This window comes from Rhodanobacter sp. PCA2 (assembly GCF_013620825.1).
Taxonomy (GTDB): domain Bacteria; phylum Pseudomonadota; class Gammaproteobacteria; order Xanthomonadales; family Rhodanobacteraceae; genus Rhodanobacter_A.
Map to the genome: position 1 here is coordinate 82816 of NZ_NJIC01000009.1, position 24152 is coordinate 106967.

The following is a 24152-nucleotide window of genomic DNA, read 5'->3' on the forward strand; positions in this document are numbered from 1 at the left end:
TCACGACCGGCCTCCCGCGCTTTCCGGCGGACTGAAGTCCGCTTCGTTGACCGGCCGGTCCAGCTTGAGGTATTCGCCGCGCACGGCTTCCAGCACCACCGGCATGCCGATCTCCACGCCGGCCTGCGCGGCCATGAAGGCGGCGTTGAGCGCGATGCCCTGGATGCTGCCGCCGGTGAGCGCGAAGCGCGCCAGCCGGGCGAGGTCCAGCGCGCCCACCGTGGCCTGCGGCGGGAACACCGAGGCCCAGATCGCGCGCCGCTCGGCCGGGCCGGGGAACGGGAAGTTCACCACGAAGCGCAGGCGGCGCAGGAAGGCGCCGTCCAGCGCGCCCTTCATGTTGGTGGCGAGTATCGCCAGGCCGCGGAACGACTCCAGCCGCTGCAGCAGGTAGTTCACCTCGATGTTCGCGTAGCGGTCGTGGCTGTCCTTTACCTCGCTGCGCTTGCCGAACAGCGCGTCGGCCTCGTCGAAGAACAGGATCGCGCCGCCGTCCTCCGCGGCGTCGAACAGCTTGCGCAGGTTCTTCTCGGTCTCGCCTATGTATTTGCTGACCACCGCCGACAGGTCGATGCGGTACAGCGACAGGCCCAGTTCGCCGGCCAGCACCTCGGCCGCCATGGTCTTGCCGGTGCCGCTCTCGCCGGCGAACAGCGCGCTGATCGACAGGCCGCGGTTCATGCGCGCGCGGAAGCCCCAGTCGTCGTAGACCGTGCCGCGGCGGGCGACCTGGTCGGCGATCCGGTGCAGCAGCTGCTTCTCGCTGTCGGGCAGCTTGAGGTCGTCCCAGCCGGCCTTGGGCTCGATGCGCTGGGCGAGCTGGTCAAGCGCCGGCCGCGTGTGCGCCAGCGCGTTCTGCCACAGCGTCTGCGCCAGTGCGGCGGGTTCGTGCGCCGTCGCCGCCAGCGCGCCGCGCGCGATCTGCTCGATGCGGCCGAGGTTGAAGTCGAAATGCCCGGCCAGGTGTTGCGGCTGCGTGCCGGCGGCGTCGCCGAGCAGGCGCTGCCACAGCGTGCGCTGTTCGATCGCGGTGGGTTTGGCCACGTCGATGCCCAGCGCGGGAATCGCCGGGTCGGCCCAGGGTTCGCGCGCGTCCACGAAGCGCAGGCCGTCGGCGTTCGCGATGAAGCGCCTGACCAGCATCGCGGCCGCGTCGGTGCGCTCCACTCCGGATGCGTCGAGGTACAGCGCCAGCGGCAGCAGCCGGCTTTCGCGCTGCCACAGCCGCAGCAGGGTTTCCTGTTCGCCCGCCGCGCCGGGCAGCAGTTCCGCCGGCAGCCGGTAGGCCTGCACGCCGAACGCGGCGGCGACGGTCTGCGCGATCGCCTGCTTGCTCACGCTGTCGCTGCCCAGCAGTTGCGTCACCGGCACGGCCTCGCCGGGCGGCGCATGGCGCAGGCTGTCGATCACCTGTTCGGCCAGCGCCTGCTGCGAGGCGGGCAGCGCCGCCGCGGGCAGCGCGGTGAGCAGCGGCACGAGGCGGTCGTCGAGATAGTTCAGCCCCTTGATGAAGTTGACCACGCGCTCGTCCGCGGCCAGCGCCGCGCCGACCAGCGGCTGCGCGCCCGGCTGGTGGATCTCCAGCAGGCGCCAGTAGCGCAGCGGGCGCCCGGGCGACAGCGCGTCCCAGTTGGGCGCGTCGAGCACGGCGAACGCGAGCGCGAACGTGGGATAAGGCCGCGCCGGATCGTGCTGGGCCTGCGCGCACAGCGCGGGGAAGCGGGTGTCGAGTTCCATGCCCACGCACAGCAGCAACAGGTCGCGTTCGAACGGCGACAGGCCCAGGCGTTCGGCGAGTATCTCCAGTGCGGGCGCATGGCTGTTCGCGTCCGCTGCCGGCGTGCCGGCGGGAGTGGCGGCGGCGTCCGGCGGCGCGGCGTCGATCGCGCGCGGCGCCGGCGGCCGGATCGCGTCCAGCTCCGCCGCGGTCAGTGCCGCGCGGGGATGCGTGCCGCCGAACACACGCCCGAACCACGAGGACTTCGATACGGCCGGCGCTTCCACCGCAGCCACCGCCGCGGTGGGTACGGGCGGCGGCGGGGCGGCGGGCGCGTCGTGCTGCTGCGCCGCGCGTTGCAGACGGGCGCGCAGATCGGCCAGTGCCGTCGCGAGGAAGCTGTCGTTCGCCGCCAGCCAGGTTGCCTGATCGTTCATGACACCACCACTTGCTGGTCCGCGGCGAACGCGGGCGCGCTGCCGCTGAAGTCCACCGGAATGCTGTCCGCGCCGTCCACGCGCAGGCGCACGACGTAGCTGCCCGCTGTCACGCCGGTGAGCTGGAAGCCCAGCGCCGTGGGCTGCTTGGGATCGGCCGGATTGACGAGGCTGGCCGGCGCCAGCACGCGGTCGCCGAACAGCAGCAGCACGCGCTGGCCTGGGCGGATGCGCGGCATGCAGCCCAGTTGCAGGGTGAAGTCGCCGGCCGCCGCGGCGAGCGCGCCCAGCGTGATGGTGGGCGCCAGCGCCAGCGGCAGTTCGTTGCTGAGCAGCGGCGGCAGTCCGGACGGCTGCACGCGCAGCGCAACGGTGCAGATGCCCGGCGCCCAGCGCGACGCGGCGTCCGGGTCCTCGCTGGCGTCCGGCAGGTGCACGCGCAGCGTGCCGGGCGCATCGCCGGGCAGCGGCGGCAGCTCCACCGGCGCGGGCAGCTGCGTGCCGCTGAACAGCGCCGTGGTGTCCGCGGCGCCGAGCTGGCGACCGTCGAGCACGAGGTCCTCGCCCAGCCGCACGGCGGACTGCCCGCGCGGGAAGCTCAGCGCGTCCAGCACGGCGGCGGCCGAGGCGGTGGCGATCACGCCGCGATCCTGCGACCCGCGCCGCAGCACCGGCAGCGGCGCGCGCGCCGCCGCCTGGCTGTCGATCAGCACCACTGCCGCCTCGTACACCGAGGAGACGCGGTAGTTCGTCTGCAACGCGGTCCACAGCCTGGACAGCTCGTCCACACTCTGCGCCAGCCGCGTGATGCGCACGAGTTCGATCTGCTCGCCCAGGTCGTTGCCGGCCAGCGCGCTGCGGATGTCGTTGCGGTCCAGCACGGCGCCGTCGTGCAGCGTGCTCATCGCGGCCGCCAGCACGCGGTGGTTGGTGGCGTCGATGTCGTTGTCGCCGCGGCCCCAGGCGGTGAGCACGTAGTGCAGGTTCAGCGCCAGCGCCGGCGGCGCGGTCTCGCCCGGGTGCACCTGGCCGGGCAGGTCGCGGTTGCGCCACGCGGCGTTCGCGACCACCTGGTACAGGAACAGGTTGAGCTGCGACGTGCTGATGCCCTTGCGCGCGGTGTCCGGCGGCTGCAGCGTCACCTGCAGGTCGCCGAGGTCGGAGTCCAGCAGCGGGATCCGCGCCAGCAGCAGGTTGCGCAGCGTGCGCGTGGTCGCGGCGATGGCCAGCACGTTGCTCATGGCGAGACCTTGCCGCGCTGGCGCAGGTAGTCGTCGAGGCTGGCCGGTTGCGGGCCGTCGCGACGGCGCGCGGGCGCCGTCGGCGTCGGCGCGGCGCGCACCTCGATGCGGCCTATGCTCACGTGCACCACGGGTTCGGGCGCGGCGGCGGCAGGTGACGTTGCGGTTGCCGATGCACGACGCGCCGCGCCTGCCGCGGTGCGTGCGGACGCGACCATGGGCGGGGTGGCGAACACCGGCGAGGCTGGCGGCAGCAGGCTGCCGGTCGTTGGCATTGCCGCTGCCGTGAACGAAGGCTCCGGCGCGCGGCGCAGTTCACGGGGTGCAATGGACGGCGGCGGCGGAGGCGCCGGCATCACGCGCGGCGACGGCCGGAGTGCGGCAGCCGATGCCGGCTCGGACTGACGTGTCGCGACGACCGCCTTCTCGAACGCAGGCTTTGCCTGCGGCTGCTTCGTCGATGAAACGGCCGGCGATGGGTCGGCTGCGCGCAGCGACGGCGATGCCTGCGAAGGCTCGGCCGTGGCCGCAGCTCGTGGGCGTGGTGCAGGCGGCGCGGCGCGCTGCTCCGTGGTTTCGGAATGCGCGTTCGCGCGCCGCGGTTCCGGCGCCGCTTCCGTGGTCTCGGCCACCGCCATCAGCGGCGCGCGCTGCAAGGGCTCGAACAGCGACGGCAGCCGCGGCGCCAGCGCCGTCGCGCCGTCGCCTGCCCGTGCCGCCACCCGGTCGAGGAAGTCGCTCATGGCGCGCACAGCTCCAGGTAGGCCTGGCGGCGGCGCGGGCTCAACGCGAGGATGTCGGCCTCGGTCCAGTGGTAGGCCTGCGCCAGCGTGTCCACGTCGCGCAGCATGTGCAGCGCCCAGGCGTGCAGTTCCTGCCAGAGGAAGCGCGCGATGTCGAACAGCGGCTGCCAGGCGTGGCCGCAGTCCGGGCAGCGGAACGCGAGCTGCAGGTCGGCCTGCGGATCGGCCGTGGCCATCGCCTGCGCCAGCGTCGCCTGGAACGCCGGCGGAAGTTCGGTTGGAACTTCGGTGCCGTCGTCCGGGCGGGTCTCGATCACGCAACGCTCCAGCACCAGGCCGCGCGCGGCGTCGGCGTCGGCGCAGCCTTCCAGCGCGAGCAGGTCGCTGCTGTCGGGCAGGCGGAAGCGCACGCGCAGGCCGTGCGCGGCATGTTCCAGCCAGGGGGCAGGGTCGTCCGGCTGTGATGGCGCGAGCCGCAGATCGTCGCAGCGGAACGTCGCCTCCACCGCGGCCGCGCACTGCGGGCAGGCCACCACCACGTCGATTGCCTCGCCGAACAGGCGCTCGCGCAGCTCCAGCAGCAGCGCATCGCGCCGGCCCAGCGGCAGCGCCGCCAGCGCCGCGGCGGAACGCTCGTCGCAACTGCCCAGCAGCAGCAGGCCGTGGGTCGCCGCGGACGCGTCGCCGCCGCGTTCCCAGACCTGCAGCAGTTGCGCGGGCGAGGGCGTGCGCACGGGGCTCAGCCCGCCGGCACGGTGTAGCTGGGCTCGGCCGGTTCCGGCACGCCGGCGTCGCGTTCCCAGCCCTCGTTTTCCAGCTTCAGGTGCTGGATGGCGACCGCGTTCGCGTTCGCGTCCAGGTCGGGCATGGCCTGGTATTCCGAGACCCAGCAGCGATAGATCTTGTACGCCAGCGCGAGCTGGCCGGCTTCGTTGTAGACCTCCAGGATCAGGTCCTTGCGGAAGTCCTTCAGCGAGACCTCGGCGCCCAGCCCGGCGCCGAAGTTCCACACCTTGTTCGCCCACTTCTCGAACTCGGTGTCGTGGGTGACGCCGCGCTCGATGGTGATCGCGTCGTACTCGGTGCGGCCGGGCGACTTGCGCGTGCTGCTGGGGTCGCCGCCCTCGCGGTGCTTCACCACCTCGGTGGTGCGCTTCAGTCCGGAGACCTTGCTGATGCCGGCCACGTAGCGGCCGTCCCACTTCACCCGGAACTTGAAGTTCTTGTACGGATCGAAACGCTGCGCGTTGACGCTGAACTGGGCCATGGCGGTGTCCTCGTGGTCAGGCCTGGATCTGGCCGGCCATCTGCTGCAGTTGGATGACCACGAACTCGGCGGGCTTCAGCGGCGCGAAGCCGACCACGATGTTCACGATGCCGTGGTTGATGTCGTCCTGCGTGGTGGTTTCCTTGTCGCACTTCACGAAGTACGCGTCCTGCGGCGTCTGCCCCTGGAACGCGCCCTGGCGGAACAGGCCCTGCATGAATGCGCCCACGTTGAGGCGGATCTGCGCCCACAGCGGTTCGTCGTTCGGCTCGAACACCACCCACTGGGTGCCGCGGAACAGGCTCTCCTCGATGTACAGCGCGAGCCGGCGCACCGGCACGTACTTGTACTCGTCGGCGAGCAGGTCGGCGCCGCGCAGCGTGCGCGAGCCCCATACCACCGGGCCGACCAGCGGGAAGCTGCGCAGGCAGTTCACGCCCAGCGGATTGAGCATGCCGTTCTCGGCGTCGTTGAGCGGCACGGCCAGTCCCTGCACGCCGGACAGCGCCGCGTCGATGCCGGCCGGCGCCTTCCACACGCCGCGCTGGGTGTCGGTGCGAGCCATCACGCCGGCGACGATGCCGCAGGGCACGAAGGTATCGGCCTGGCCCTGGCGCATGGGATCGGCCTCGATCACCCGCGGGAAATACAGCGCGGCGTTGCGCGCCGCGGTGCCGTTCAATCCCAGCGCGGTCAGCGCCGCGTTGTTCGACTGGGTGATCGCGCCGGCGCTGCTCCATTCGGCCGGCGCGTCCACCAGCAGCAGGGCGCGCCGGTCGACGCACAGCGCCATCGCGTTCTGGTACACGGTGGCCGAGGTGTTGCCGCCGCGCAGGTCGGGCGGGATGCACAGCAGGTTGAACAGGTCGGTCTTCTTCAGCGCGTAGATGCCGGTCTTGGCATCGGGGTCGCCGAGGTAGGCGGTGTCGTCCAGCGCCGCGCTGTCGGCGGCCTGGTCGGCGGCGGCGACGCCGGTGGAGGACTTGTCCTGGTCCCACACCGTCTTGCCGGCGTCCGGGTCCAGGTGCGCCGCCGGCACCGCAGTCGCCGGCAGGGTCAGCGAGGCGGCCACGCGCACCAGCGACGAGCTGGCCTTCAGCACGCGGTCGACGCGGCGCGGGCTCTCCTTCACGCTGAGGTTGAGGAAGCTCTCCTGCGTGCCGGCGACCATGTCGCGCACGGTGAGGTTGAACAGGTCGGCGGCGGCGAGGCCGCAGCTGGCGGCGACCTCGGCGGAGACGTTGCCGTCGATGCGCGCACGCAACTGGTTGCCCCAGCCGCCCGCCGACGCCGCTTCCAGCGGCAGGTTGGCGATCTTGATCGCGGCCTTGGCCGGCTTGCCCGCGTTGGTCTTGTACAGGCGCACGATCGCCGCCTGCGCGCCGCCGTTGAGGTAGAAGTCGCGCACGGCGTAGCCCATCGGATAGGCAGGATCGAGGCTGCCGAAGTTGCGCTCGAAGTCGCCGTAGCTGTTGATGATCAGCGGGCTTTCCGCGTCGGCATCGACCGGCCCGCGCGCGGCGCGACCGACGAAGGCGGTGATCGAGGTGGCCACCCCGGTGATGGTGCGTACGCCACTGGGGATTTCCTCGATGTAGACGCCCGGGTAAGTGAGCGCAGATGGCATGGGATCGTTCCTCCGTCGTGTAGGCCGGGTTGCCGTCAGTGCGGCGGCTTCGCGGGCTGGTTCAACGCGTACAGCACCTCGCCGTCGGGCAGCTCGTCGCGATGCAAGACCCCCTCGGCGACGAGCCGGTCAAGCACGTGGCCGATGCGACGGCAGCCGGGCGCGCCCCGCTGCCGCGGCAGCCACCAGTTGGCGATGCCCCGCAGCGTGTCGGCTGCCTGCGGGTGACATTCCAGATACGCGAGCACCGAGCGCTCGATCTCACTCTCGCTCCTGCCCGTCGTGTCCGTCCCCTGATGCGTCGCCATGACGACCTCCGTACACGTGCAAGGGAACCGGAGGCAACATGCGTGCCACCGGCATGGATGCGGGATTCGGCGCGCCAGCTGGATTTGCGCGGGTGGGCGTGGTGGTCGCCGGGTCGGCGTTGACCCGCCTGGCGGGCGCAGCGGGGAAAAGCGCACCCGCCGTGCGCGGCGTCGCGGCCGCTCAGCGCGGCCGGAACTGCTTGGTCTCGATGCCGTGCTTCAGCAGCAGCTTGCCGAGCTGGCGGCGCTCGGTGCCGGACAGGCGCGCGGCGGCGCTGATGTTGCCGCTGGCCTGCTCCATCAGGCGGGTGAGGTAGTCGCGCTCGAAGGTGCGGATCGCGTGCAGCTTGGCCGCGCTGAAGCGCAGGTCAGGCTCGTTCGCGCGCCGGCGCGGCGCGGATTCGGTGCCGGCGAACGCGGGCTCCGCCGCCTGCAGCTCGGCCACGCCGATCCGCGGGCCGTCGCCGCCCACGTAGGCGCGCAGCACGATGTTCTCCAGCTCGCGCACGTTGCCCGGCCACGCGTACGCGCGCAGCGCGGACAGCGCATCGTCGCCCCACTGCCGGGCCGGGCCGCCCACGCGCGCGGCCGCGGCTTCGAGGAAATGCCGGGCCAGCAGCAGCACGTCGTCGTCGCGCTCGCGCAGCGGCGGCAGGCGCACGTACAGCGCATTGAGCCGGTAGTGCAGGTCGCGACGGAAGCGGCCGGCCGCCACCTGCCGCTCCAGGCCTGCATTGGTGGCGGCGATGATGCGCGCGTCGGAAATCCGCGGCGCGCCGCCGCCCACCGGCCGGTACTGGTTGTCCTGCAGGAAGCGCAGCAGCGTCACCTGGCCCTTGTCCGAGAGCGAATCGACCTCGTCGAGGAACAGCGTGCCGCCCTGCGCGTGGTCGACCAGTCCGGGCTGGGCGGCCTTGGCATCGGTGAACGCGCCGCGGTCGTGGCCGAACAACTCGTTCTCGATCAGGCTGTCGGGGATCGCGCCGCAGTTGACCGGCACGAATGGGCGGTCGCGGCGCGCGCTGGTGTAGTGGATTTCCCTGGCCGCCAGCTCCTTGCCGGTGCCGGTCTCGCCCTCGATCAGCACCTGCACGTCGCAGCCCGCATAGCGCCGCAACAGCGCCCGTGCGGACTGGATCGCCCTCGATTGGCCGAGCATGATCGACATCATGCGTCCCCAGGGTAATTGGCAGGACCCGGACGGGGCCTGCCATCGACGCGCAAGAGGTCCTTCTCCTGGTCGTCACGTCCCGAGCCGCGTTTGAAACGGCTCGTGGGACACCTTGGAGTATGCGTGCTTTCCGGGATGCAGTCCAAGGCTGTATCCGTCTGTCGTCTGCCGCTGTGGTTGATGTAGTCCGTGGCCGCGATGTGCGGCAAACCCGGGCTTTTGGGCGTGAACCTTGCTTGCATCCATTCGGTCGCCCGCCGCCCTGGCGTTCCCTCCCGGAATGCCTGCCGGCGATCCCCGCGAGGATGCTTGAGCGGCGAGCGCCGCGACCCGCACGAAGCCATGCACGGAGCAGTTTGCGACCGCCGTCCGGTCGTAGCGGCAAAGATGTCGCAGGGCGGGCAGGGGTGCCCGGATCGCGTAAAATGACTGTTATGCACGCGGCCCCGCGCGTGGTTACTCGCCAGGTTCTCCGGCCACCGCCGGCCCATGCGAGTCCTACGCCGCGTAGGCGGCGCCCCTCCCCCGAACGGCCTCAGAGACGACAGATGGTAGCGATGGCGACCGAGCACGTGATCGACGTGCGGCACTGGAACGACAGCCTGTTTTCCTTCCGCACCACGCGCGATCCAGGCTTCCGCTTCGACAGCGGGCAGTTCGTGATGATCGGCATGGAGGTGGACGGCCGCCCGCTGATGCGCGCCTACTCGATCGCCAGCGCGAGCTGGGAGGAGCACCTGGAGTTCCTGTCGATCAAGGTGCAGAACGGTCCGCTCACCTCGCGCCTGCAGTACCTCAAGCCCGGCGATCCGCTGCTGGTGACGAGCAAGCCCACCGGCACCCTGGTGCTCACCGACCTCAAGCCCGGCAAGCACCTCTATCTGCTTGGCACCGGCACGGGCCTGGCGCCGTTCATGAGCATCGTGCGCGACCCGGACACCTACGAGCGCTTCGACAAGGTCGTGCTGGCGCACGGCGTGCGCAATATCGCCGACCTGGCCTATGCGGACTACCTGCAACACGAGCTGCCGCAGCACGAGTACCTGGGTGAGTTCGTGCGCGAGAAGCTGATTTATTACCCCACGGTGACACGCGAACCGTTCCGCAACCACGGCCGCATCCCCGACGCGATCGCCAACGGCGCGATGAGCGCGGCCACCGGCCTGCCGCCGTTGAATCCGGCCACCGACCGGGTGATGCTGTGCGGCAGCCCGGCGATGCTGGACGACCTTTGCGCACTGCTGGACGGTCGCGGTTTCCAGGCTTCGCCGCGCACCCGTGAACAGGGTGATTACGTAATCGAGCGGGCGTTCGTGGACAAGTAGGCGACCGTGGCGGCGCGTCGTCGCAGGAACTCGCGGATATCTGTCAGCCTGCGTATCATGCATACCTTCGGTACGTCCCTCCAACGGCGTGAGACGTCATGACCCCCAGCCATTCGGCAGCCCGTTTGCGTGTGCTCCCCCGGCCGATCACCGACGACGGCGATGCCAGCCGGTTCTGTTCCAGTTGCGCCTTTTCCGATGCCTGCTGCGCGGTGGGCTACGGCAAGCCGGAGTTGCTCGAGCTGCATTGCCTGGTCGAGCACGTGGGACCGTTCCGCGCAGGCGAACACGTGTTCCGCACCGGCGACCCGTTCCGTGCGATCTACGCGGTGCGCGCGGGCTCGGTGAAGACGCGGCTGTTCGACCGCGACGGCAACGAGCAGGTGCTGGGCTTCTACCTGCCGGGCGAGGTGGTCGGGCTCAACGCGATCTATCCCGAGCACTTCCCCTGCGATGCGGTGGCGCTGGAAGACACCCAGTTCTGCCGCTTCTCGTTCCCCGCGATGAGCGCGCTGGCGGCGCGCCAGCCGGCGGTGCAGCAGCACCTGTTCCGGATGATCAGCAAGGAGCTGGGCGCGGTGTCGCTGCTGGCCGGCGACCACAGCGCGGACGAGCGCATGGCGGCGTTCCTGATCGACCTGTCCAACCGCTACGCGGCACGCGGCCTGCCGGCCACGCGCTTCCACCTCAGCATGTCGCGCGGCGACATCGCGAACTACCTGCGGCTGGCCGCGGAGACGGTGAGCCGGGTGCTGGGGCGCTTCCGCAGCCAGGGGCTGATCGCGCTGGAAGGCCGCGAACTGGTGCTGCTGCGGGAATCCGAATTGCGCGACATGGGCGCCAGCCTGCTGCCGGATTGACCGCGACGCAGGCCTGATCTATGTCAGGGCCGCCCCGGCGGCGAGCTGACACCATGGGCGCGATCAACTCTTGGCCGCCCATGGACACCTCCACTTCTCCCGCCGTCGCCAGCGACCCCGCCGCGCTGCTGGCCGCGGCGCCGCACCGGCCGCTGTTCCTTGCCGGCACCGTGGCGGTATTGCTGACCATGACCTGGTGGACGCTGGAGCTGGCCTCGCTGCGCTTCGGCTGGGCGCGCTGGCCGCAGCCCACGGTGCCGCCGGTATGGGGGCATGCGGTGCTGATCCAGTACGGCCTGTTCCCGCTGTTCATGTTCGGCTTCCTGATGACCACGTTCCCGCGCTGGATGGACGGGCCGTCGGTGCCGCCCGTGCGCTACCTGCCGGTGGCCGGGGGCGTGCTGGGCGGTTACGTGCTGGGCACGCTGGGGTTGCTCGGCCAGCCCACGCTGCTCAAGCTGGGGCTGGTGCTGATGCTGGCGGGCTATCTGGCGGGCGTGGGCACGCTGGCCCAGGTGATGGCGAAGGCGACGGACCGCAACAAGCACGGCTGGTCGTGCCTGGCGGCGTTCGGCGTGGGCACGCTGGGGCTGGCCGCCTTCGTGGTGTGGCTGTTCGATCCCGCGCTGCCGGCGGCGCTGGGCTGGCTGTCGGTGAAGCTGGGCACGTTCGGGTTCCTGTTGCCGGTGTACTTCACCGTGTGCCATCGCATGCTGCCGTTCTTCAGCAAGAACATGGTGGCCGGTTATGTGATGTGGCGGCCGGTGTGGAGCCTGCCGGTGGTGTGGGCGCTGCTGCTGGCGCACGTCCTGCTGGACTGGGCCGCGCTGCCGCAGTGGCTGTGGGCGTGCGACCTGCCGCTGGCCGCGGTGTTCGCGCTGCACTGGCTGATGTGGAAGCCGTGGCGCTGCCTGCGCCCGGGCCTGCTGGCGGTGCTGCACATCGCGTTCGCGTGGCTGCCGCTGGCGTTCGTGCTGTACTCGGTGCAGGACCTCGCGTTCGCCCTGCGCGGCGAGCACGTGCTGGGACTGGCGCCGCTGCACGCGCTGGCGATCGGCTTCTTCGGCTCGATGCTGGTGGCGATGGTGACGCGCGTCACCCATGGCCATTCCGGCCGCCCGCTGCAGATGCATCCGGTGCCGTGGCTGTGTTTCGCGCTGCTGCAGCTGGTGGCGTTCGTGCGCATCCGCGCCGAACTGGGCGGCGACCGCTACCTGTGGCTGGTGATCGCCGGCGCGGGCTGGCTGCTCGCGTTCCTGCCGTGGGTGCTGCGTTCGGCGTGGATCTACCTGACGCCGCGCACGGACGGGCGGCCGGGTTGAGGAGGATGTCGTGCGGGACCTGATCGCGCCGTATTATCCGTGGATCGTGCTGGTGCACCTGGCCTGCGCGATCGTGTTCGTGGGCGCAGCCGCGTTCGAGGTGTTCGTGCTGGAGGCGCTGCACAAGCGCTTCGACGTCACGACGATGCAGCAGATCGAGACCGCGGTGATGGCGCGGGTGCGCCGCTACATGCCGTTCGTGGTGCTGCTGCTGTTCGTCAGCGGCGGCCTGCTGTTCGACCTGCGCTGCGAGGGCATCCGCTGCATCGGCGAGACGCGCTTCGGCTGGTTCCTGCTGGCCAAGGTGGTGCTGGCGTTCGGCGTGCTGGGCGTATTCGTCAACGCCGTGTGGACAGGCGCGCACGGGCGCATGAATGCCTGCCGCTTCCGTTACACGCACCGCATCGTGCTGGCGCTGATGGCGGCCATCGTTTTTCTGGCCAAGACCATGTTCTACTTGTAGGCCCTGTCCCCCACACGAGGTGCGTCATGTCCACAGTCCATTTCAAGGGCCAGCCGGTACGCGTCGACGGCGCCTTCCCGGCGGTCGGTGCGCTGGCGCCGGCGTTCCGCCTGGTCGGTGGCGACTTGTCCGAGGTCGCGCTGGCCGACCACTCCGGCAAGCGCAAGGTGCTGAACATCTTCCCCAGCGTGGACACCGGCGTGTGCGCCGCCTCGGTGCGCCGCTTCAACGAACTGGCGGCGAAGCTCGACAACACCGTGGTGCTGTGCATCTCGGCCGACCTGCCGTTCGCGCAGGGCCGTTTCTGCGGCGCCGAAGGCATCACGAACGTGCAGATGCTGTCGCTGATGCGCGGACGCGAGTTCCTGCGTGACTACGGCGTGGCGATCGCCGACGGCCCGCTGGCCGGCGTGGCGGCCCGCGCGGTGGTGGTGCTGGATACGCACGACAAGGTGATCCACGCCGAGCTGGTGGACGAGATCACGCACGAGCCGGATTACGACGCGGCGCTGAAGGCGCTGGGCTGATCCGGCACCTGCATTCCGGCTATTGGGCTTGACACAATTCCATATTTCCGGAAATATGGAATTGTGGATACGCCTGCTGCTCTCTCCGCGCTCGCCGCGCTCAGCCACGATTCCCGCCTCGCCGCTTTTCGCCGGCTGGTGCAGGCAGGGGGCGAGGGCTTGTCGGTCGGCGAATTGCGCGAATACCTCGATCTCGCGCCCGCCACGCTGAGCGCGCATCTCAATGTGCTGCGTGCTGCCGAACTGGTCGAGGACCAGCGCGAGGGCCGGACGATTCGCGTTCGCGCCAACTACATGCAGATGAACGCACTGCTGGCCTACCTCACCGAAAACTGCTGCGCCGGCGACGCCGATTGCGGCCCGGTGCCGGCTTGCAAGCCGCGCAAGACCGTAGCCAGGCGATGAGCCGATCCCACGCACACGCACACGCGGATGTGGCCGGTTCCGTCGGCAACACCGGCTTTCGTGTGGTCCGGCGGCGGGTTCCAGCCGGCGTGCCTGATGCCGAGAGTCGTGTCCGATGAAGCGCATCCTGTTCGTCTGCGTGGAAAACGCGAACCGCAGCCAGATGGCCGAGGCGTTCGCGCGCATGCATGGCGGCGCGACGGTCGAGGCGCTGAGCGCCGGCTCGGCGCCGGCGGGCCGGATCAATCCCAGGGCCATGCGCTTCATGGCCGAGCTGGGCTACGACCTGGGCACGCATGCGTCGAAATCGCTGGACGAGATCCGGGGCGAGTTCGATGCCGTCGTCACCATGGGTTGCGGCGACAGCTGCCCCTGGGTGCCGGCGATGCGACGCGAGGACTGGAACCTGCCCGATCCGAAGCATCTGGACGACGCGGGTTATCGCGCGGTGCGCGACGAGATCTCCATGCGCGTGCAGCGCCTGCTGGCGGAACTGGGATGACGCTACTGCGGAGACTCGCCGCCGAATTCCTCGGCACGGGCGTGTTGCTCGCCGCCGTGGTGGGTTCCGGCATCATGGGCATGGCGATGTCGGGCGGCAACGCAGGCATCGCCTTGCTGGCGAATGCGGCGGCGACCGCCGGCATCCTGTACGTGCTGATTGCGGTGCTCGGCCCGGTCTCCGGTGCGCACTTCAATCCCGCGGTGACGCTGGCGCTGCGCGTGCATGGCGCGTTGGGCACGCGTGAAGCCATCGGCTACGTCATTGCGCAATGCGCCGGCGCGATGGCCGGGGTGGTGTTGGCGCATGCGATGTTCGGCCAACCGCTGCTGCAACCGGGTGCGCACGCGCGCACGGGCGCCGCGCAATGGCTGAGCGAAGGCGTGGCTACCGCAGGCCTGCTGCTCACGATACTGCTTGGCGCGCGCACCCGGCCCGCGGCGATGCCCGCGCTGGTCGCCAGCTACATCTTCGCCGCGTACTGGTTCACCGCCAGCACCGCGTTCGCGAATCCGGCGGTCACGCTGGCCCGCGCGCTGACCCGCACGTTCGCCGGCATCCGGCCGGGCGACGTGCCGGGATTCATGCTGGCGCAGCTGGCCGGAACCGTTGCCGCGCTGCTGCTCGCGCCGCTGCTGCGCGCTCCGGCCGCCGTCGCGGAATCGCCGCCTGCCGCGTGAGGCCTGCTTCGATGGCCGCCAGCGGGCGGGGCCGGCTGCGTGGCTTCAGGCCTTGCCCACGCCCACCACCGGGATGCCGAACGGGCGGACGTCCAGCCGGTCGGGCAGGCCCATGCCCATGCGCAGGCTGCGGCCGATGCGTTCGGCGTAGTCCAGCATGGTGGCGGCGTCGTCCGCGTCCAGCATTTCCAGCGTGGTCTCGCGCCACAGCTGCAGCCAGCGCACGAAATGCTCGGCGCGGATCGCGGGCTGGCCACGGTGCACGGCCATCGGGTTGCCGCGGTAGCTGGCCGCGCGCAGCGCCACCGAGCACCAGAACGAGGTGAGCAGGCGCTTGTGTTCGGGCCAGTCGTGCACGGCCGCGTTGAAGATGGGACCGATCGCGGGGTCGGCCTGCACCTTGTCGTAGAAGCGGTCGACCAGGGTGGCGATGCGGGTTTCGTCCAGCGTGCTCATGGCGTGTCTGTGCGGTGTTCGGGTGGGGCGGCTGCCGTCCCGGGCGATGGTTCGTCCAGCAATGGCAGGATGCGGGGCGTGTCGAGGTCGTCGAACTGCTGGTGGTTCACGGCCCAGAAGAACAGCGCCACGCCCACGATCACCACCAGCGCGGTGACGGGGATCAGCACCAGCAGGATGTTCATGCGTGCAGCTCCTGGCGCGGCGCGCCGTGATCGTCGCGGCCGGCGCGCAGCGCGTTCAGCACCACCGCCAGCGAACTGAGCGACATGCCGATGCCGGCCAGCCACGGCGGCACGAAACCGAACGCGGCGAACGGCACCGCACACAGATTGTAGACCAGCGACCAGCGCCGGCCCTGCGCCACGATCTGCCGCACCTCGTTCGCCACGCTGCGGGCGCGGGCGAGGCCGCCGAGCCGGTCGTCCAGCAACAGCAGGTCCGCCTGCGCCTGGGCGAGGCCGGTGCCGCCGCCCAGCGCGGCGGAGACGTCGGCCGCGGCGAGGACGGGTGCGTCGTTGCTGCCGTCGCCCACCGCCAGCACGCGATGGCCCAGGGCGTGCAGCTCGTGCAGCCGGGCCAGCTTGTCGTCCGGGCTCTGCCTGGCGCGCCAGTCGCTGATGCCCAGCATGTTCGCCAGCGCGGCCACGCGCTCGGGCGCATCGCCGCTGGCGATGCACGGGGCAACGCCTTCGGTGCGCAGCGCGTCCAGCGTGGCCTGTGCGTCGTGGCGCGGCCGCTCGGTCACGCGGAAGGCGGCGATGGCGCCCTCCGCGTCGGCCAGCAGCAAGGCATCGCGCTGGCGATCGGGGGCCAGCGCATGGCCCAGCGCGAAGTCGGCGCGACCCAGGCGCAGCTCGCGCCCGGCCAGCGTGCCGCGCAGGCCGGCGCCGGCCACGGCTTCCACGTGATCGGCGTGCGGCAACGGGCCGGATCGGCTGGCGGCGTCGGCCAGCGCCCGTGCCAGCGGATGCGAGCTTTCGCGGGCCAGCGCGGCGGCCAGCGCCAGCGCTTCCTCGCGGGATGCGCCGCGCAGCGGTTCGACGCCGGCGGGCTCCAGCCGCGGCACGCCCAGGGTGCCGGTCTTGTCGAACAACGCGGTGTCGACGCGCGCAAGCCGGTCCAGCGCGGCGCCGTCGGTGACCAGCACGCCGTGGCGCGCCAGCGTGGTCAGCGCGCGGGTGAACGCGGCCGGTGCGGTGAGCGCGAACGCGCACGGGCAGGCCACCACCAGCACCGCGAGCGCGGCGTCGAACGCGCGCGCGGGATCGACCAGCAGCCAGCCGGCCGTGGTGAGCGCGGTGAGCAGCAGCACGCGGGCCACGAAGCGGGCGATGTCGCGGTCGCTGGCCGTGGCGAAGTTGCGCGCCGCACGCGCGCGTGCGGCCAGCGCGCCGATGCGCGCCAGCGTGGTGTCCGTGCCGCTGCGTTCCACGCGCAGTGCGATGGGGCCGTCCAGCAGCACGCTGCCCGCCACCAGCGCATCGCCGCAGCGGCGCAGCACCGGGCGCGACTCGCCGGTGAGCAAGGCTTCGTCCAGGCGCGCCGAGGCCGATTCCAGCACGCCGTCCGCGGGCACCGTGTCGCCCTCGGCGACGTGCACGCGATCGCCGCTGCGCAAGGCCAGCGCGGGCACGGTTTCCAGCATGCCGTCGGCGCCGCGGCGCTGGGCCAGCAGCGGCGCGGCGTCGATCGCGGCGTCGCCCTGCGCGTTGCCGCGGTGGCGCGCGCGCAGTTCCACGTAGCGCGCGACCAGCAGCAGGAACACGAACATGCTCACCGAATCGAAATAGACCTCGCCGCTGCCGCGCAGCGTGTTGTACGCGCTGGCGAGGAACACCAGCGCCACCGCCAGCGCCACCGGCAGGTGGATGCCCAGCCGGCGTTCGCGCAGTTCCTGCGCGGCGCCGGTGAAGAACGGCCGCGCGGAATAGGCGACCAGCGGGATGGTGGTGAGGAAGCCCAGCCAGCGGAACAGGCCGCGGGTGGTGAAGTCCACGAAGTCGACCGCGCCGATGTAGATCACCAGGGCGTACGCCATCACCTGCATCATGCACATGCCGGCGACCAGCAGGCGCTTCAGAGCATCGTGCAGTTCGGCGGCGCGGGCGCCGTCGGCATCGTCGTGGGGCAGCGGCTGGGCCGGGCAGCGCAGCGCGGCGCAGCGCTCCACCAGCGCGTCCAGCGTGAGCCGCTGCGGATCCCACACCACGCGCAGGCGGCGGGCGGCGGGAAGAATGGCGACGCGTTGCACGCCGGGCAGCGCGCGTATCGCCTGTTCCAGCGCGAGCGCGCGGCGCGGTTCGCCCAGCGCGTCCACGCGCAGCGCCACCTCGCTGCGGCCGTCGCGGCGCGGCCGCAGCACCTGGGCGAGCAGCAGCGGATGGCCCCAGGCGGCGTGTGCGTTCATCGCGGCCGGGCGGGGGCGTGGCTGCTGCGCGCGGTGGCGGGTACGCCGAACACGGTGTGCGAGGTTTCCAGCGGGATGTCGGCGCTGCGCGCGCCGGCCACGATGATCCACGCGCAGCCGGCCATCGAGGCGACGAACACCACGACGCCCAGCCACAGGATGGGTTGCTGGTACCAGTGTCCGCCGGCTTCGCTGTGCGGCGGTTCAGTCCGCGGCGACGGCATCGGGATGCGACAGGTGGTAGACATAGGCCGCCAGCACGTGGATCTGCTGCTCGCTGAGGCGCTTGTCCCAGTTCGGCATGTGGCCTTGCCGGCCATCGCGGATCGAGGTCTCGATGTCGGCCAGCGTGCCGCCGTGCAGCCAGATATGGTCGGTGAGGTTGGGTGCGCCCAGCGCCGGGTTGCCCTTGCCGTCGGGGCCGTGGCAGGCCGCGCAGGTGGTCTTGAACATGGGCTCGGCCGCCGCCGCCATCTTCGCGTCGTGCGGCGAGCCGGACAGGCTCAGCACGTACTGGGCGAGGTTCTTCACGTTCTGTTCGCCCAGGCTGCTCCACGGCGGCATCACGCCGTTGCGGCCGTCGTGGATCGAGGTGGCGATGTCCTTGCCGCTGCCGCCGTACAGCCAGTCCTGGTCGGTGAGGTTGGGCGCGCCCAGCTGCACGTTGCCCTTGCCGCTGCGCTGGTGGCAGGCCGCGCAGTCGTCCTCGAACAGCACCTTGCCGACCTGCTGCGCGGCCGGGTCGCTGGCCAGCTGCTCGGGCGTGTACAGCTCGAAGCGCTGCATCAGCGGCTCCAGTTTCGCGTCGTTGTCGGCCTGCTGCTGCGCGAGCTGGCCGTGCGAGGTCCAGCCCAGCGTGCCCTTGTGGTTGCCGAAGCCGGGGTACAGCACGAGGTAGACGAAGGCGGACACGAACATGGCGCCGGAAAACAGGATCCACCACAGCGGCAGCCGCCGCACGCCTTCGCGCAGCACGCCGTGCGCCCATACGTGGCCGCTGGTGCCGTCGGGCTGCGTGGGGATCTTCGCCAGAGGCCCCCAGAGGAACAGGAAGAACGTGATGCCGAGGTTCAGCACCACCAGGAACATCACCCACAACGACCAGCCGTTGCTCATCGCACTTTCTCCTGCACAGCGGCGTCGACGGGGAGATCCTCGTCCTGCATCGGCAATTGCGCCATCCGGTCGAACGTCGGCTTGTGGTATCTGCGCCAGGCCCAGAACCAGATGCCGATGAAGCTCAGCATCATCAGCACGATCATCACGCCGGCGAGGTGGCCCCAGAACGGACTCATGGCGCACCCCCGTCGCTGGCCGGCGCGGCGACCGGCTTGTTGTCGGGCTCGTTGTCGATGCCCAGGCCCTGCAGGTAGGCGATCAGCGCGTCCAGCTCGGTCTTGCCCTTGACGGCCTCGGGCGCGGCGGCGATCTCGGCGTCGCTGTAGGGGTCGCCCAGCTTGCGCAGCACGCGCATGCGCGCCTGGATGTCGGCGCCGTCGATGCCGGCCTTCGCCAGCCACGGATAGCCGGGCATGTTGGATTGCGGCACCACGCTGCGCGGGTTCATCAGGTGCATGCGCTGCCAGTCGTCGGAATACTTGCCGCCCACGCGGGCGAGGTCCGGGCCGGTGCGCTTGGAGCCCCACTGGAACGGCCGGTCGTAGACCGACTCCTCCGCGGTGGAGTAGTGGCCGTAGCGCTGGGTCTCGAAGCGCAGCGCGCGGATCATCTGCGAGTGGCAGAGGTAGCAGCCCTCGCGCACGTAGATGTCCTTGCCAGCCAGTCGCAGCGGGTCGTACGGGTGCACGTTCGCCGGCGCCTTGAGCGAATGCGCTTCCACGAACAGCGGGGTGATCTCGGCGAGTCCGCCCAGCGAGACCATGATCGCGATGCCGATGCCGAGCAGGCCGGCGTGCTTCTCGATGGCTTCGAAATGTCTATAGGCCATGGTGTGAGCTCTACCTGAGGAGTGCGGCCATGGATGGCCGCGGTTGGACTGGCTGGAGCGAACGACCTTCCCTTGGCGGGAGCCCGGTCGTAGCGGCGATCACGGACGAGCGCATCAGTGCGCGGCCAACGGCGCCGGGATCTGGTGCTGTTCCGGATCCGGGATCGGCACCGGGATGGGCTTGATGATGCGGGCGCGGGCGTCGGCGGCGGTGTGCCACAGGTTCCACGCCATCACCCACATGCCGGTGAGGATCAGCACGCCGCCCAGCCAGCGGATCAGGTACATGGGCTTGATCGCGATCAGGCTGTCGAGGAAGCCGTACTTCAGCGAGCCGTCGGGCAGCGTGGCGCGCCACATCTCGCCCTCGGTGACGCCGGCGGTCCACATCGCGCCCACGTAGAACAGCGTGCCCAGCATGTGCAGCCAGAAATGCAGGTTCATGCCGCGCACCGAATGCATCGCCGGGCGGCCCAGCGCGCGCGGCGCCATCGCGTACAGCGAACCGATGGTGATCATCGCGACCCAGCCCAGCGAGCCGGAATGCACGTGGGCGATCGTCCAGTCGGTGTAGTGCGACAGCGAATTCACCGTCTTCACCGCCATCATCGAGCCTTCGAACGTGGCGGCGGCGTAGAACACCAGCGACATCACCATGAACTTCACCGCCGGGTCGGTCTTCAGCTTGTGCCAGGAGCCGTTGAAGGTGAGCAGGCCGTTCGCTGCCGAACCCCAGCTCGGCATCAGCAGCACCAGCGAGAACGCCATGCCCACCGACTGCACCCAGTCGGGCAGCGCGGTGTACATCAGGTGGTGCGAGCCGGCCCACATGTAGACCGAGATCAGCGCCCAGAAATTGACGATGGAAAAGCGGTAGCTCCACAGCGGCTGCTGCGCCTGGCGCGGCACGAAGTAGTACATCATCCCGAGGAAGCCGGCGGTGAGGAAGAACGCCACCGCGTTGTGGCCGTACCACCACTGCACCATCGCGTCGACCGTGCCGGAGTAGATCGGGTAGGACTTGGTCCAGGACACCGGCAGCGACAGGTGGTTGACCACGTGCAGCAGGCCCACCGCGATGATGAACGCGCCGTAGTACCAGTTCGCCACGTAGATGTGCTTGATGCGCCGGCGCGCCACCGAGCCGAAGAACACCACGCCGAAGCACACCCACACCACCGCGGTGAACAGCGCGACCCACCATTCCGGCTCGGCGTATTCCTTGCTCGTGGTGAGGCCCAGCGGCATCGACACCATCGCCAGCACGCAGATGATCTGCCAGCCCCAGAACGTGAAGCCGGCCAGCTTGCCGAACGCCAGCCGCGCGTGGCCGGTACGCTGCACCACGTAGTAGCAGGTGCCCATCAGCGCCGAGCCGCCGAACGCAAAGATCACGCCAAAGGTGTGGTCGGGACGCAGCCGGCTGAAGGTGATCCAGGGCAGGTCGAAATTCAGCGCGGGCCACATCAGTTCGGCCGCGATGTACACGCCCACGGACATGCCGATGATGCCCCAGACGGCGGCGGCAAGCAGGAACTGGCGGACGACCTTGTCGTTGTAGAACTCGGTGTTGGGCATGGGCGTCCCCGGTTTTGGAGGGTGCATTTTCGCGGGCGCGCGTGCGTCCGCGATGATCCAGATCAGGTGGATGCGGCAATATGCCCCTGGTTACGGCCCCCTGATCCAGGTCATGGCCGTGGCGGCGCGAGCGCACGACGATGGCGGGCAGCGCTCAACGTCCGGCGGAACCGTATCCCCATGACGCATGTTGTTACCGAGAACTGCATCAATTGCAAGCACACGGATTGCGTCGAGGTGTGCCCGGTAGATTGTTTCCACGCAGGGCCCAATTTCCTGGTGATCGATCCCGACGAATGCATCGACTGCACGCTGTGCGTGGACGAGTGTCCGGTGGACGCGATCTTCCCCGAGCTGGACGTGCCCGCCGGGCAGGAGGGCTTCCTCGCGCTCAACGCCGAACTGGCGCGCGAATGGCCGGTGCTGGCGAACAAGATTCCCGCAATGGAAGACGCGGCGGAATGGAACGGCGTGCCCGACAAACTGCCATTGCTCAAGCGTTGACGAGGCGCGGGGTGGTGGGTTTCGGGGCGGCCCGCGCAAGTCGATCGACGGCCTGATCTGCGGCAGCGCAAAGCCGCCTGCAATGCATGCATCAGTGAAGTCTCGATGCACTGGTGAAGTGCCGTGCGAGAACCATTTTTCGTGAGCGCCGAATGGGTTTCGCCGCCACCGCGAAGCCGCTATGGTTGCCGCCATGCGGCCCGGCGAGGGGACGCCGCCAGTTGTTCGTGCCAGAAGCCCGGGCTTGCGGGTGACTGTCCGCAGGCTCGTTTTCCGCAGGTCGGCCGCGTGCCGTCCACCCAGGGGAGAACGCCGATGAACGACGCTGCACTTCCGTCCACCGATGAGCATGCGGCGTTGTCGCCGTGGTGGGTCCGCTCGATCCTGATCGTGATGCTGTTCGGCATGGCTGTACTGATCGCCATCACCGTGCTCGGCTACGCCAAGGCGCCACCGATTCCGGATCGCGTGGTCGATGCGCAAGGCCAGGGCCTTTTTACCGGCGACGACATTCGCGGTGGCCAGGCGGTCTTCCTCAAGTACGGGCTGATGGACAACGGTTCGGTCTGGGGCCATGGCGCCTATCTCGGACCGGACTATGCGGCCGAGGCGCTTCATCGGCTCGGCGTGGACGTGTCCGAGGCACTCGCCCGGGACCGCCATGGCAAGCCGCTGGCCGCACTGGACGCCGGCCAGTTGGCCGCGGTGCAGGCCGAGACCGCGGTGTCGCTGAAGACGAATCGCTTCGATGCGAAGAACAACACGCTGACGCTCACTGCCGCCGAGGCGGCGGCCTGGCAGGCGCAGATCGCGCACTGGACCGACTACTTCAGGCATCCGGCCGGCAATGGCGGACTCAAGCCCAACCTCATCACCGATCCGGGCGAGTTGCGCCAATTCACGGCTTTCGTCGGGTGGGCAGCGTGGGCGTCGGTGGCGAACCGGCCCGGCTTCGACTACTCCTACACCAACAACTTTCCGTACGACCCGCTGGTCGGCAACGTGCCGATTCCGGGCGCCTTCCTGTGGAGCGCGCTGAGCCTGCTGGCACTGCTGGGTGGCATCGCGGCGGTGCTGTTGGTGTTCGGCAAGTTCGAGTATATGGGCTGGATATCGCGCGGCCATCGCCTCACGCCGGCCATCGTGCCGGGCCAGGCGAGTCCGGGGCAGCGCGCGCTGGTGAAGTTCTTCGTGGTGGTTGCGCTGCTGTTCCTGTTCCAGACCCTGGTGGGCGGGGCCACGGCGCACTACCGCGCTGATCCGGGTAGCTTCTACGGCTTCGCACTGGAGGACATTTTCCCCAGCAACCTGATGCGCACCTGGCACCTGCAGAGCGCCATCATGTGGATCGCCACCGCTTACGTGGCCGCTGCGCTGTTCCTCGGCCGCTCGCTGCGCAGTGACGAACCGCGCGGCATGGCGGTGTGGGCGCATCTGCTGTTCGCCGCGTTCATCGCGGTGATCGCCGGAAGCCTGCTCGGCGAGTGGGCCGGCATGTCGAACCTGCTCGGTGACTGGTGGTTCTGGCTGGGCAACCAGGGCTGGGAATACCTGGAACTGGGTCGAATCTGGCAGTACCTGCTGATCGTGGGCCTGCTGGTGTGGTTTGCCGTGCTGTACTGGGTCGCGCGGCCGGCCACGATCGCCAACCAGGACGTGAAGCCGATCGGCCGGATGTTCCTGCTGGCCGCGCTGGCGATCCCCGTGTTCTATGTCCCGGCGCTGTTCTTCGACGGCCACACCAACCTCACCGTGGTGGAAACCTGGCGGTTCTGGATCATCCATCTGTGGGTGGAGGGCTTCTTCGAGTTCTTCGCGACCACGGTGGTGGCGCTGACCTTCGTGCAGGTCGGCCTGACCCACCACAACACCGCGATGCGGGTGATCTATCTCGATGCGATCCTGTACTTCCTCGGCGGCCTGATCGGCACCGGCCACCACTGGTACTTCGTCGGCCACGTGCAGTTCAACATGGCGATGTCGGCGCTGTTCTCGGCGCTGGAAGTGGTGCCGCTCACGCTGCTCACGCTGGACGCGTGGGACTTCGTGCGCACCACGCGCGGCGAGGTGGCGCAGGACGGCATGACGCGCCGGGTACCGCACAAGTGGACGTTCTACTTCCTGATGGCGGTGGGCTTCTGGAACTTCGTCGGCGCCGGCATGTTCGGCTTCCTCATCAACCTGCCCATCGTCAGCTACTTCGAGGTCGGCACCCAGCTCACGCCGAATCACGGCCATGCCGCGATGATGGGCGTGTTCGGCATGCTGGCGATCGCGCTGATGGTGTTCGTGCTGCGCCAGACCGCCAGCGAACAGCGCTGGCCCGGGATCGAGAAATACATCCGGATCGCGTTCTGGGGCACCAACGGAGGACTGGTGCTGATGATCGCGATGAGCCTGTTCCCCAGTGGCCTGCTGCAGATCCAGGACGTGCTCGAGCACGGCTACTGGCACGCGCGCAGCATGGACTACATGGCCATGCCGCGTTCGCGCCTGATCGAATGGCTGCGCTTGCCGGGCGATCTGGTGTTCATCGTCTTCGGCTCGGTCCCGCTGGCGATCGCGGCGGTCAAGGCCTGGCTGGGCATGCGCGCGGATGCCGCTGGCCGCGCGGCCTGAAGCGCCATCCGCATGAAACGAAAAACCCGCGCCGGGCGACCG

At 69.9% G+C, this 24152-nt stretch carries 26 protein-coding genes; 10 read left to right on the plus strand and 16 right to left on the minus strand.

From position 1 onward, the window contains the following. The 8 genes from PCA_RS02500 to PCA_RS02535 form a co-directional block, all read right to left on the minus strand. Window positions 1–2154 (minus strand): ATP-binding protein, encoded by a 2154-nt coding sequence (locus tag PCA_RS02500; RefSeq protein WP_181300640.1) that lies wholly within the window; start codon window positions 2152–2154, stop codon window positions 1–3. Then, entirely contained in the window at window positions 2151–3395 is a 1245-nt protein-coding gene (locus tag PCA_RS02505; RefSeq protein ID WP_181300642.1) for a DUF4255 domain-containing protein, read from the minus strand. Before PCA_RS02505 ends, PCA_RS02500 begins: the two co-directional genes overlap by 4 nt. Further along, entirely contained in the window at window positions 3392–4138 is a 747-nt protein-coding gene (locus tag PCA_RS02510) for a hypothetical protein (protein WP_181300643.1), read from the minus strand. Before PCA_RS02510 ends, PCA_RS02505 begins: the two co-directional genes overlap by 4 nt. After that, window positions 4135–4872, minus strand: a complete 738-nt coding sequence (locus PCA_RS02515) for a hypothetical protein (protein ID WP_181300645.1) — start codon at window positions 4870–4872, stop codon at window positions 4135–4137. The genes PCA_RS02510 and PCA_RS02515 overlap by 4 nt, the downstream gene beginning before the upstream one ends. A 5-nt stretch (window positions 4873–4877) precedes the next feature. Beyond that, a complete protein-coding gene (locus PCA_RS02520; protein WP_181300647.1) occupies window positions 4878–5405 on the minus strand; it encodes a phage tail protein in 528 nt (175 codons plus the stop codon). 16 nt (window positions 5406–5421) lie between these two features. Next, entirely contained in the window at window positions 5422–7032 is a 1611-nt protein-coding gene (locus PCA_RS02525) for a phage tail sheath C-terminal domain-containing protein (RefSeq protein ID WP_181300649.1), read from the minus strand. A gap of 35 nt (window positions 7033–7067) precedes the next feature. Continuing rightward, window positions 7068–7340, minus strand: a complete 273-nt coding sequence (locus tag PCA_RS02530) for a hypothetical protein (protein WP_181300650.1) — start codon at window positions 7338–7340, stop codon at window positions 7068–7070. A 181-nt stretch (window positions 7341–7521) separates the two neighbouring features. Then, complete coding sequence (locus tag PCA_RS02535; RefSeq protein WP_255436610.1) at window positions 7522–8499, minus strand: sigma-54 dependent transcriptional regulator; 978 nt, start codon at window positions 8497–8499, stop codon at window positions 7522–7524. A 560-nt stretch (window positions 8500–9059) separates the two neighbouring features. Here PCA_RS02535 and PCA_RS02540 point away from each other — a divergent pair. From PCA_RS02540 to PCA_RS02575, 8 genes are all read left to right on the plus strand, one after another. Next, window positions 9060–9836, plus strand: coding sequence for a ferredoxin--NADP reductase (locus PCA_RS02540; RefSeq protein WP_181300654.1), 777 nt, complete (start codon window positions 9060–9062; stop codon window positions 9834–9836). Between the two features lie 98 nt (window positions 9837–9934). Next, complete coding sequence (locus PCA_RS02545) at window positions 9935–10696, plus strand: cyclic nucleotide-binding domain-containing protein (RefSeq protein ID WP_181300656.1); 762 nt, start codon at window positions 9935–9937, stop codon at window positions 10694–10696. A gap of 80 nt (window positions 10697–10776) precedes the next feature. Then, a complete protein-coding gene (locus tag PCA_RS02550) occupies window positions 10777–12018 on the plus strand; it encodes an NnrS family protein (protein WP_181301119.1) in 1242 nt (413 codons plus the stop codon). Window positions 12019–12028: 10 nt separating this feature from the next. Further along, on the plus strand, window positions 12029–12481 hold the full coding sequence (locus PCA_RS02555) for a hypothetical protein (RefSeq protein WP_343204391.1): 453 nt from the start codon (window positions 12029–12031) through the stop codon (window positions 12479–12481). A gap of 26 nt (window positions 12482–12507) precedes the next feature. Then, window positions 12508–13008: a thiol peroxidase gene (tpx, locus tag PCA_RS02560; RefSeq protein WP_181300658.1), complete on the plus strand. Its 501-nt coding sequence runs from the start codon at window positions 12508–12510 to the stop codon at window positions 13006–13008. Window positions 13009–13071: 63 nt separating this feature from the next. Further along, window positions 13072–13413 (plus strand): metalloregulator ArsR/SmtB family transcription factor, encoded by a 342-nt coding sequence (locus PCA_RS02565; protein WP_181300660.1) that lies wholly within the window; start codon window positions 13072–13074, stop codon window positions 13411–13413. Between the two features lie 115 nt (window positions 13414–13528). Further along, window positions 13529–13915, plus strand: coding sequence for an arsenate reductase ArsC (locus PCA_RS02570; protein ID WP_181300662.1), 387 nt, complete (start codon window positions 13529–13531; stop codon window positions 13913–13915). Continuing rightward, entirely contained in the window at window positions 13912–14595 is a 684-nt protein-coding gene (locus tag PCA_RS02575) for an MIP/aquaporin family protein (RefSeq protein ID WP_181300663.1), read from the plus strand. The genes PCA_RS02570 and PCA_RS02575 overlap by 4 nt, the downstream gene beginning before the upstream one ends. Window positions 14596–14640: 45 nt before the next feature. Here PCA_RS02575 and PCA_RS02580 read toward each other — a convergent pair whose 3' ends face one another. The 8 genes from PCA_RS02580 to ccoN form a co-directional block, all read right to left on the minus strand. Continuing rightward, complete coding sequence (locus PCA_RS02580) at window positions 14641–15051, minus strand: group III truncated hemoglobin (RefSeq protein ID WP_181300665.1); 411 nt, start codon at window positions 15049–15051, stop codon at window positions 14641–14643. After that, window positions 15048–15236 carry a cbb3-type cytochrome oxidase assembly protein CcoS gene (gene ccoS / locus PCA_RS02585; protein WP_181300667.1) on the minus strand — a complete coding sequence of 63 codons (189 nt, stop codon included), beginning with the start codon at window positions 15234–15236 and terminating at the stop codon, window positions 15048–15050. The genes PCA_RS02580 and ccoS overlap by 4 nt, the downstream gene beginning before the upstream one ends. Further along, complete coding sequence (locus PCA_RS02590) at window positions 15233–17461, minus strand: cation-translocating P-type ATPase (RefSeq protein ID WP_181300669.1); 2229 nt, start codon at window positions 17459–17461, stop codon at window positions 15233–15235. Before PCA_RS02590 ends, ccoS begins: the two co-directional genes overlap by 4 nt. Next, window positions 17458–17685, minus strand: coding sequence for a hypothetical protein (locus PCA_RS02595; RefSeq protein ID WP_181300671.1), 228 nt, complete (start codon window positions 17683–17685; stop codon window positions 17458–17460). The genes PCA_RS02590 and PCA_RS02595 overlap by 4 nt, the downstream gene beginning before the upstream one ends. Then, complete coding sequence (gene ccoP / locus PCA_RS02600) at window positions 17666–18577, minus strand: cytochrome-c oxidase, cbb3-type subunit III (protein ID WP_181300673.1); 912 nt, start codon at window positions 18575–18577, stop codon at window positions 17666–17668. Before ccoP ends, PCA_RS02595 begins: the two co-directional genes overlap by 20 nt. Further along, window positions 18574–18756 (minus strand): cbb3-type cytochrome c oxidase subunit 3, encoded by a 183-nt coding sequence (locus PCA_RS02605; protein ID WP_181300675.1) that lies wholly within the window; start codon window positions 18754–18756, stop codon window positions 18574–18576. Before PCA_RS02605 ends, ccoP begins: the two co-directional genes overlap by 4 nt. Beyond that, entirely contained in the window at window positions 18753–19409 is a 657-nt protein-coding gene (gene ccoO, locus PCA_RS02610) for a cytochrome-c oxidase, cbb3-type subunit II (protein ID WP_181300678.1), read from the minus strand. The genes PCA_RS02605 and ccoO overlap by 4 nt, the downstream gene beginning before the upstream one ends. 114 nt (window positions 19410–19523) lie before the next feature. Beyond that, window positions 19524–20987: a cytochrome-c oxidase, cbb3-type subunit I gene (gene ccoN, locus PCA_RS02615; protein WP_181300679.1), complete on the minus strand. Its 1464-nt coding sequence runs from the start codon at window positions 20985–20987 to the stop codon at window positions 19524–19526. Between the two features lie 180 nt (window positions 20988–21167). On the opposite strand from ccoN, the gene fdxA reads away from it, so the two are divergent. Together fdxA and PCA_RS02625 are read left to right on the plus strand one after the other, a co-directional pair. Beyond that, window positions 21168–21491 (plus strand): ferredoxin FdxA, encoded by a 324-nt coding sequence (gene fdxA / locus PCA_RS02620; protein WP_181300681.1) that lies wholly within the window; start codon window positions 21168–21170, stop codon window positions 21489–21491. Window positions 21492–21806: 315 nt separating this feature from the next. Further along, window positions 21807–24110 (plus strand): cbb3-type cytochrome c oxidase subunit I, encoded by a 2304-nt coding sequence (locus PCA_RS02625; RefSeq protein ID WP_181300683.1) that lies wholly within the window; start codon window positions 21807–21809, stop codon window positions 24108–24110. The last annotated feature ends 42 nt before the right edge of the window (window positions 24111–24152 follow it).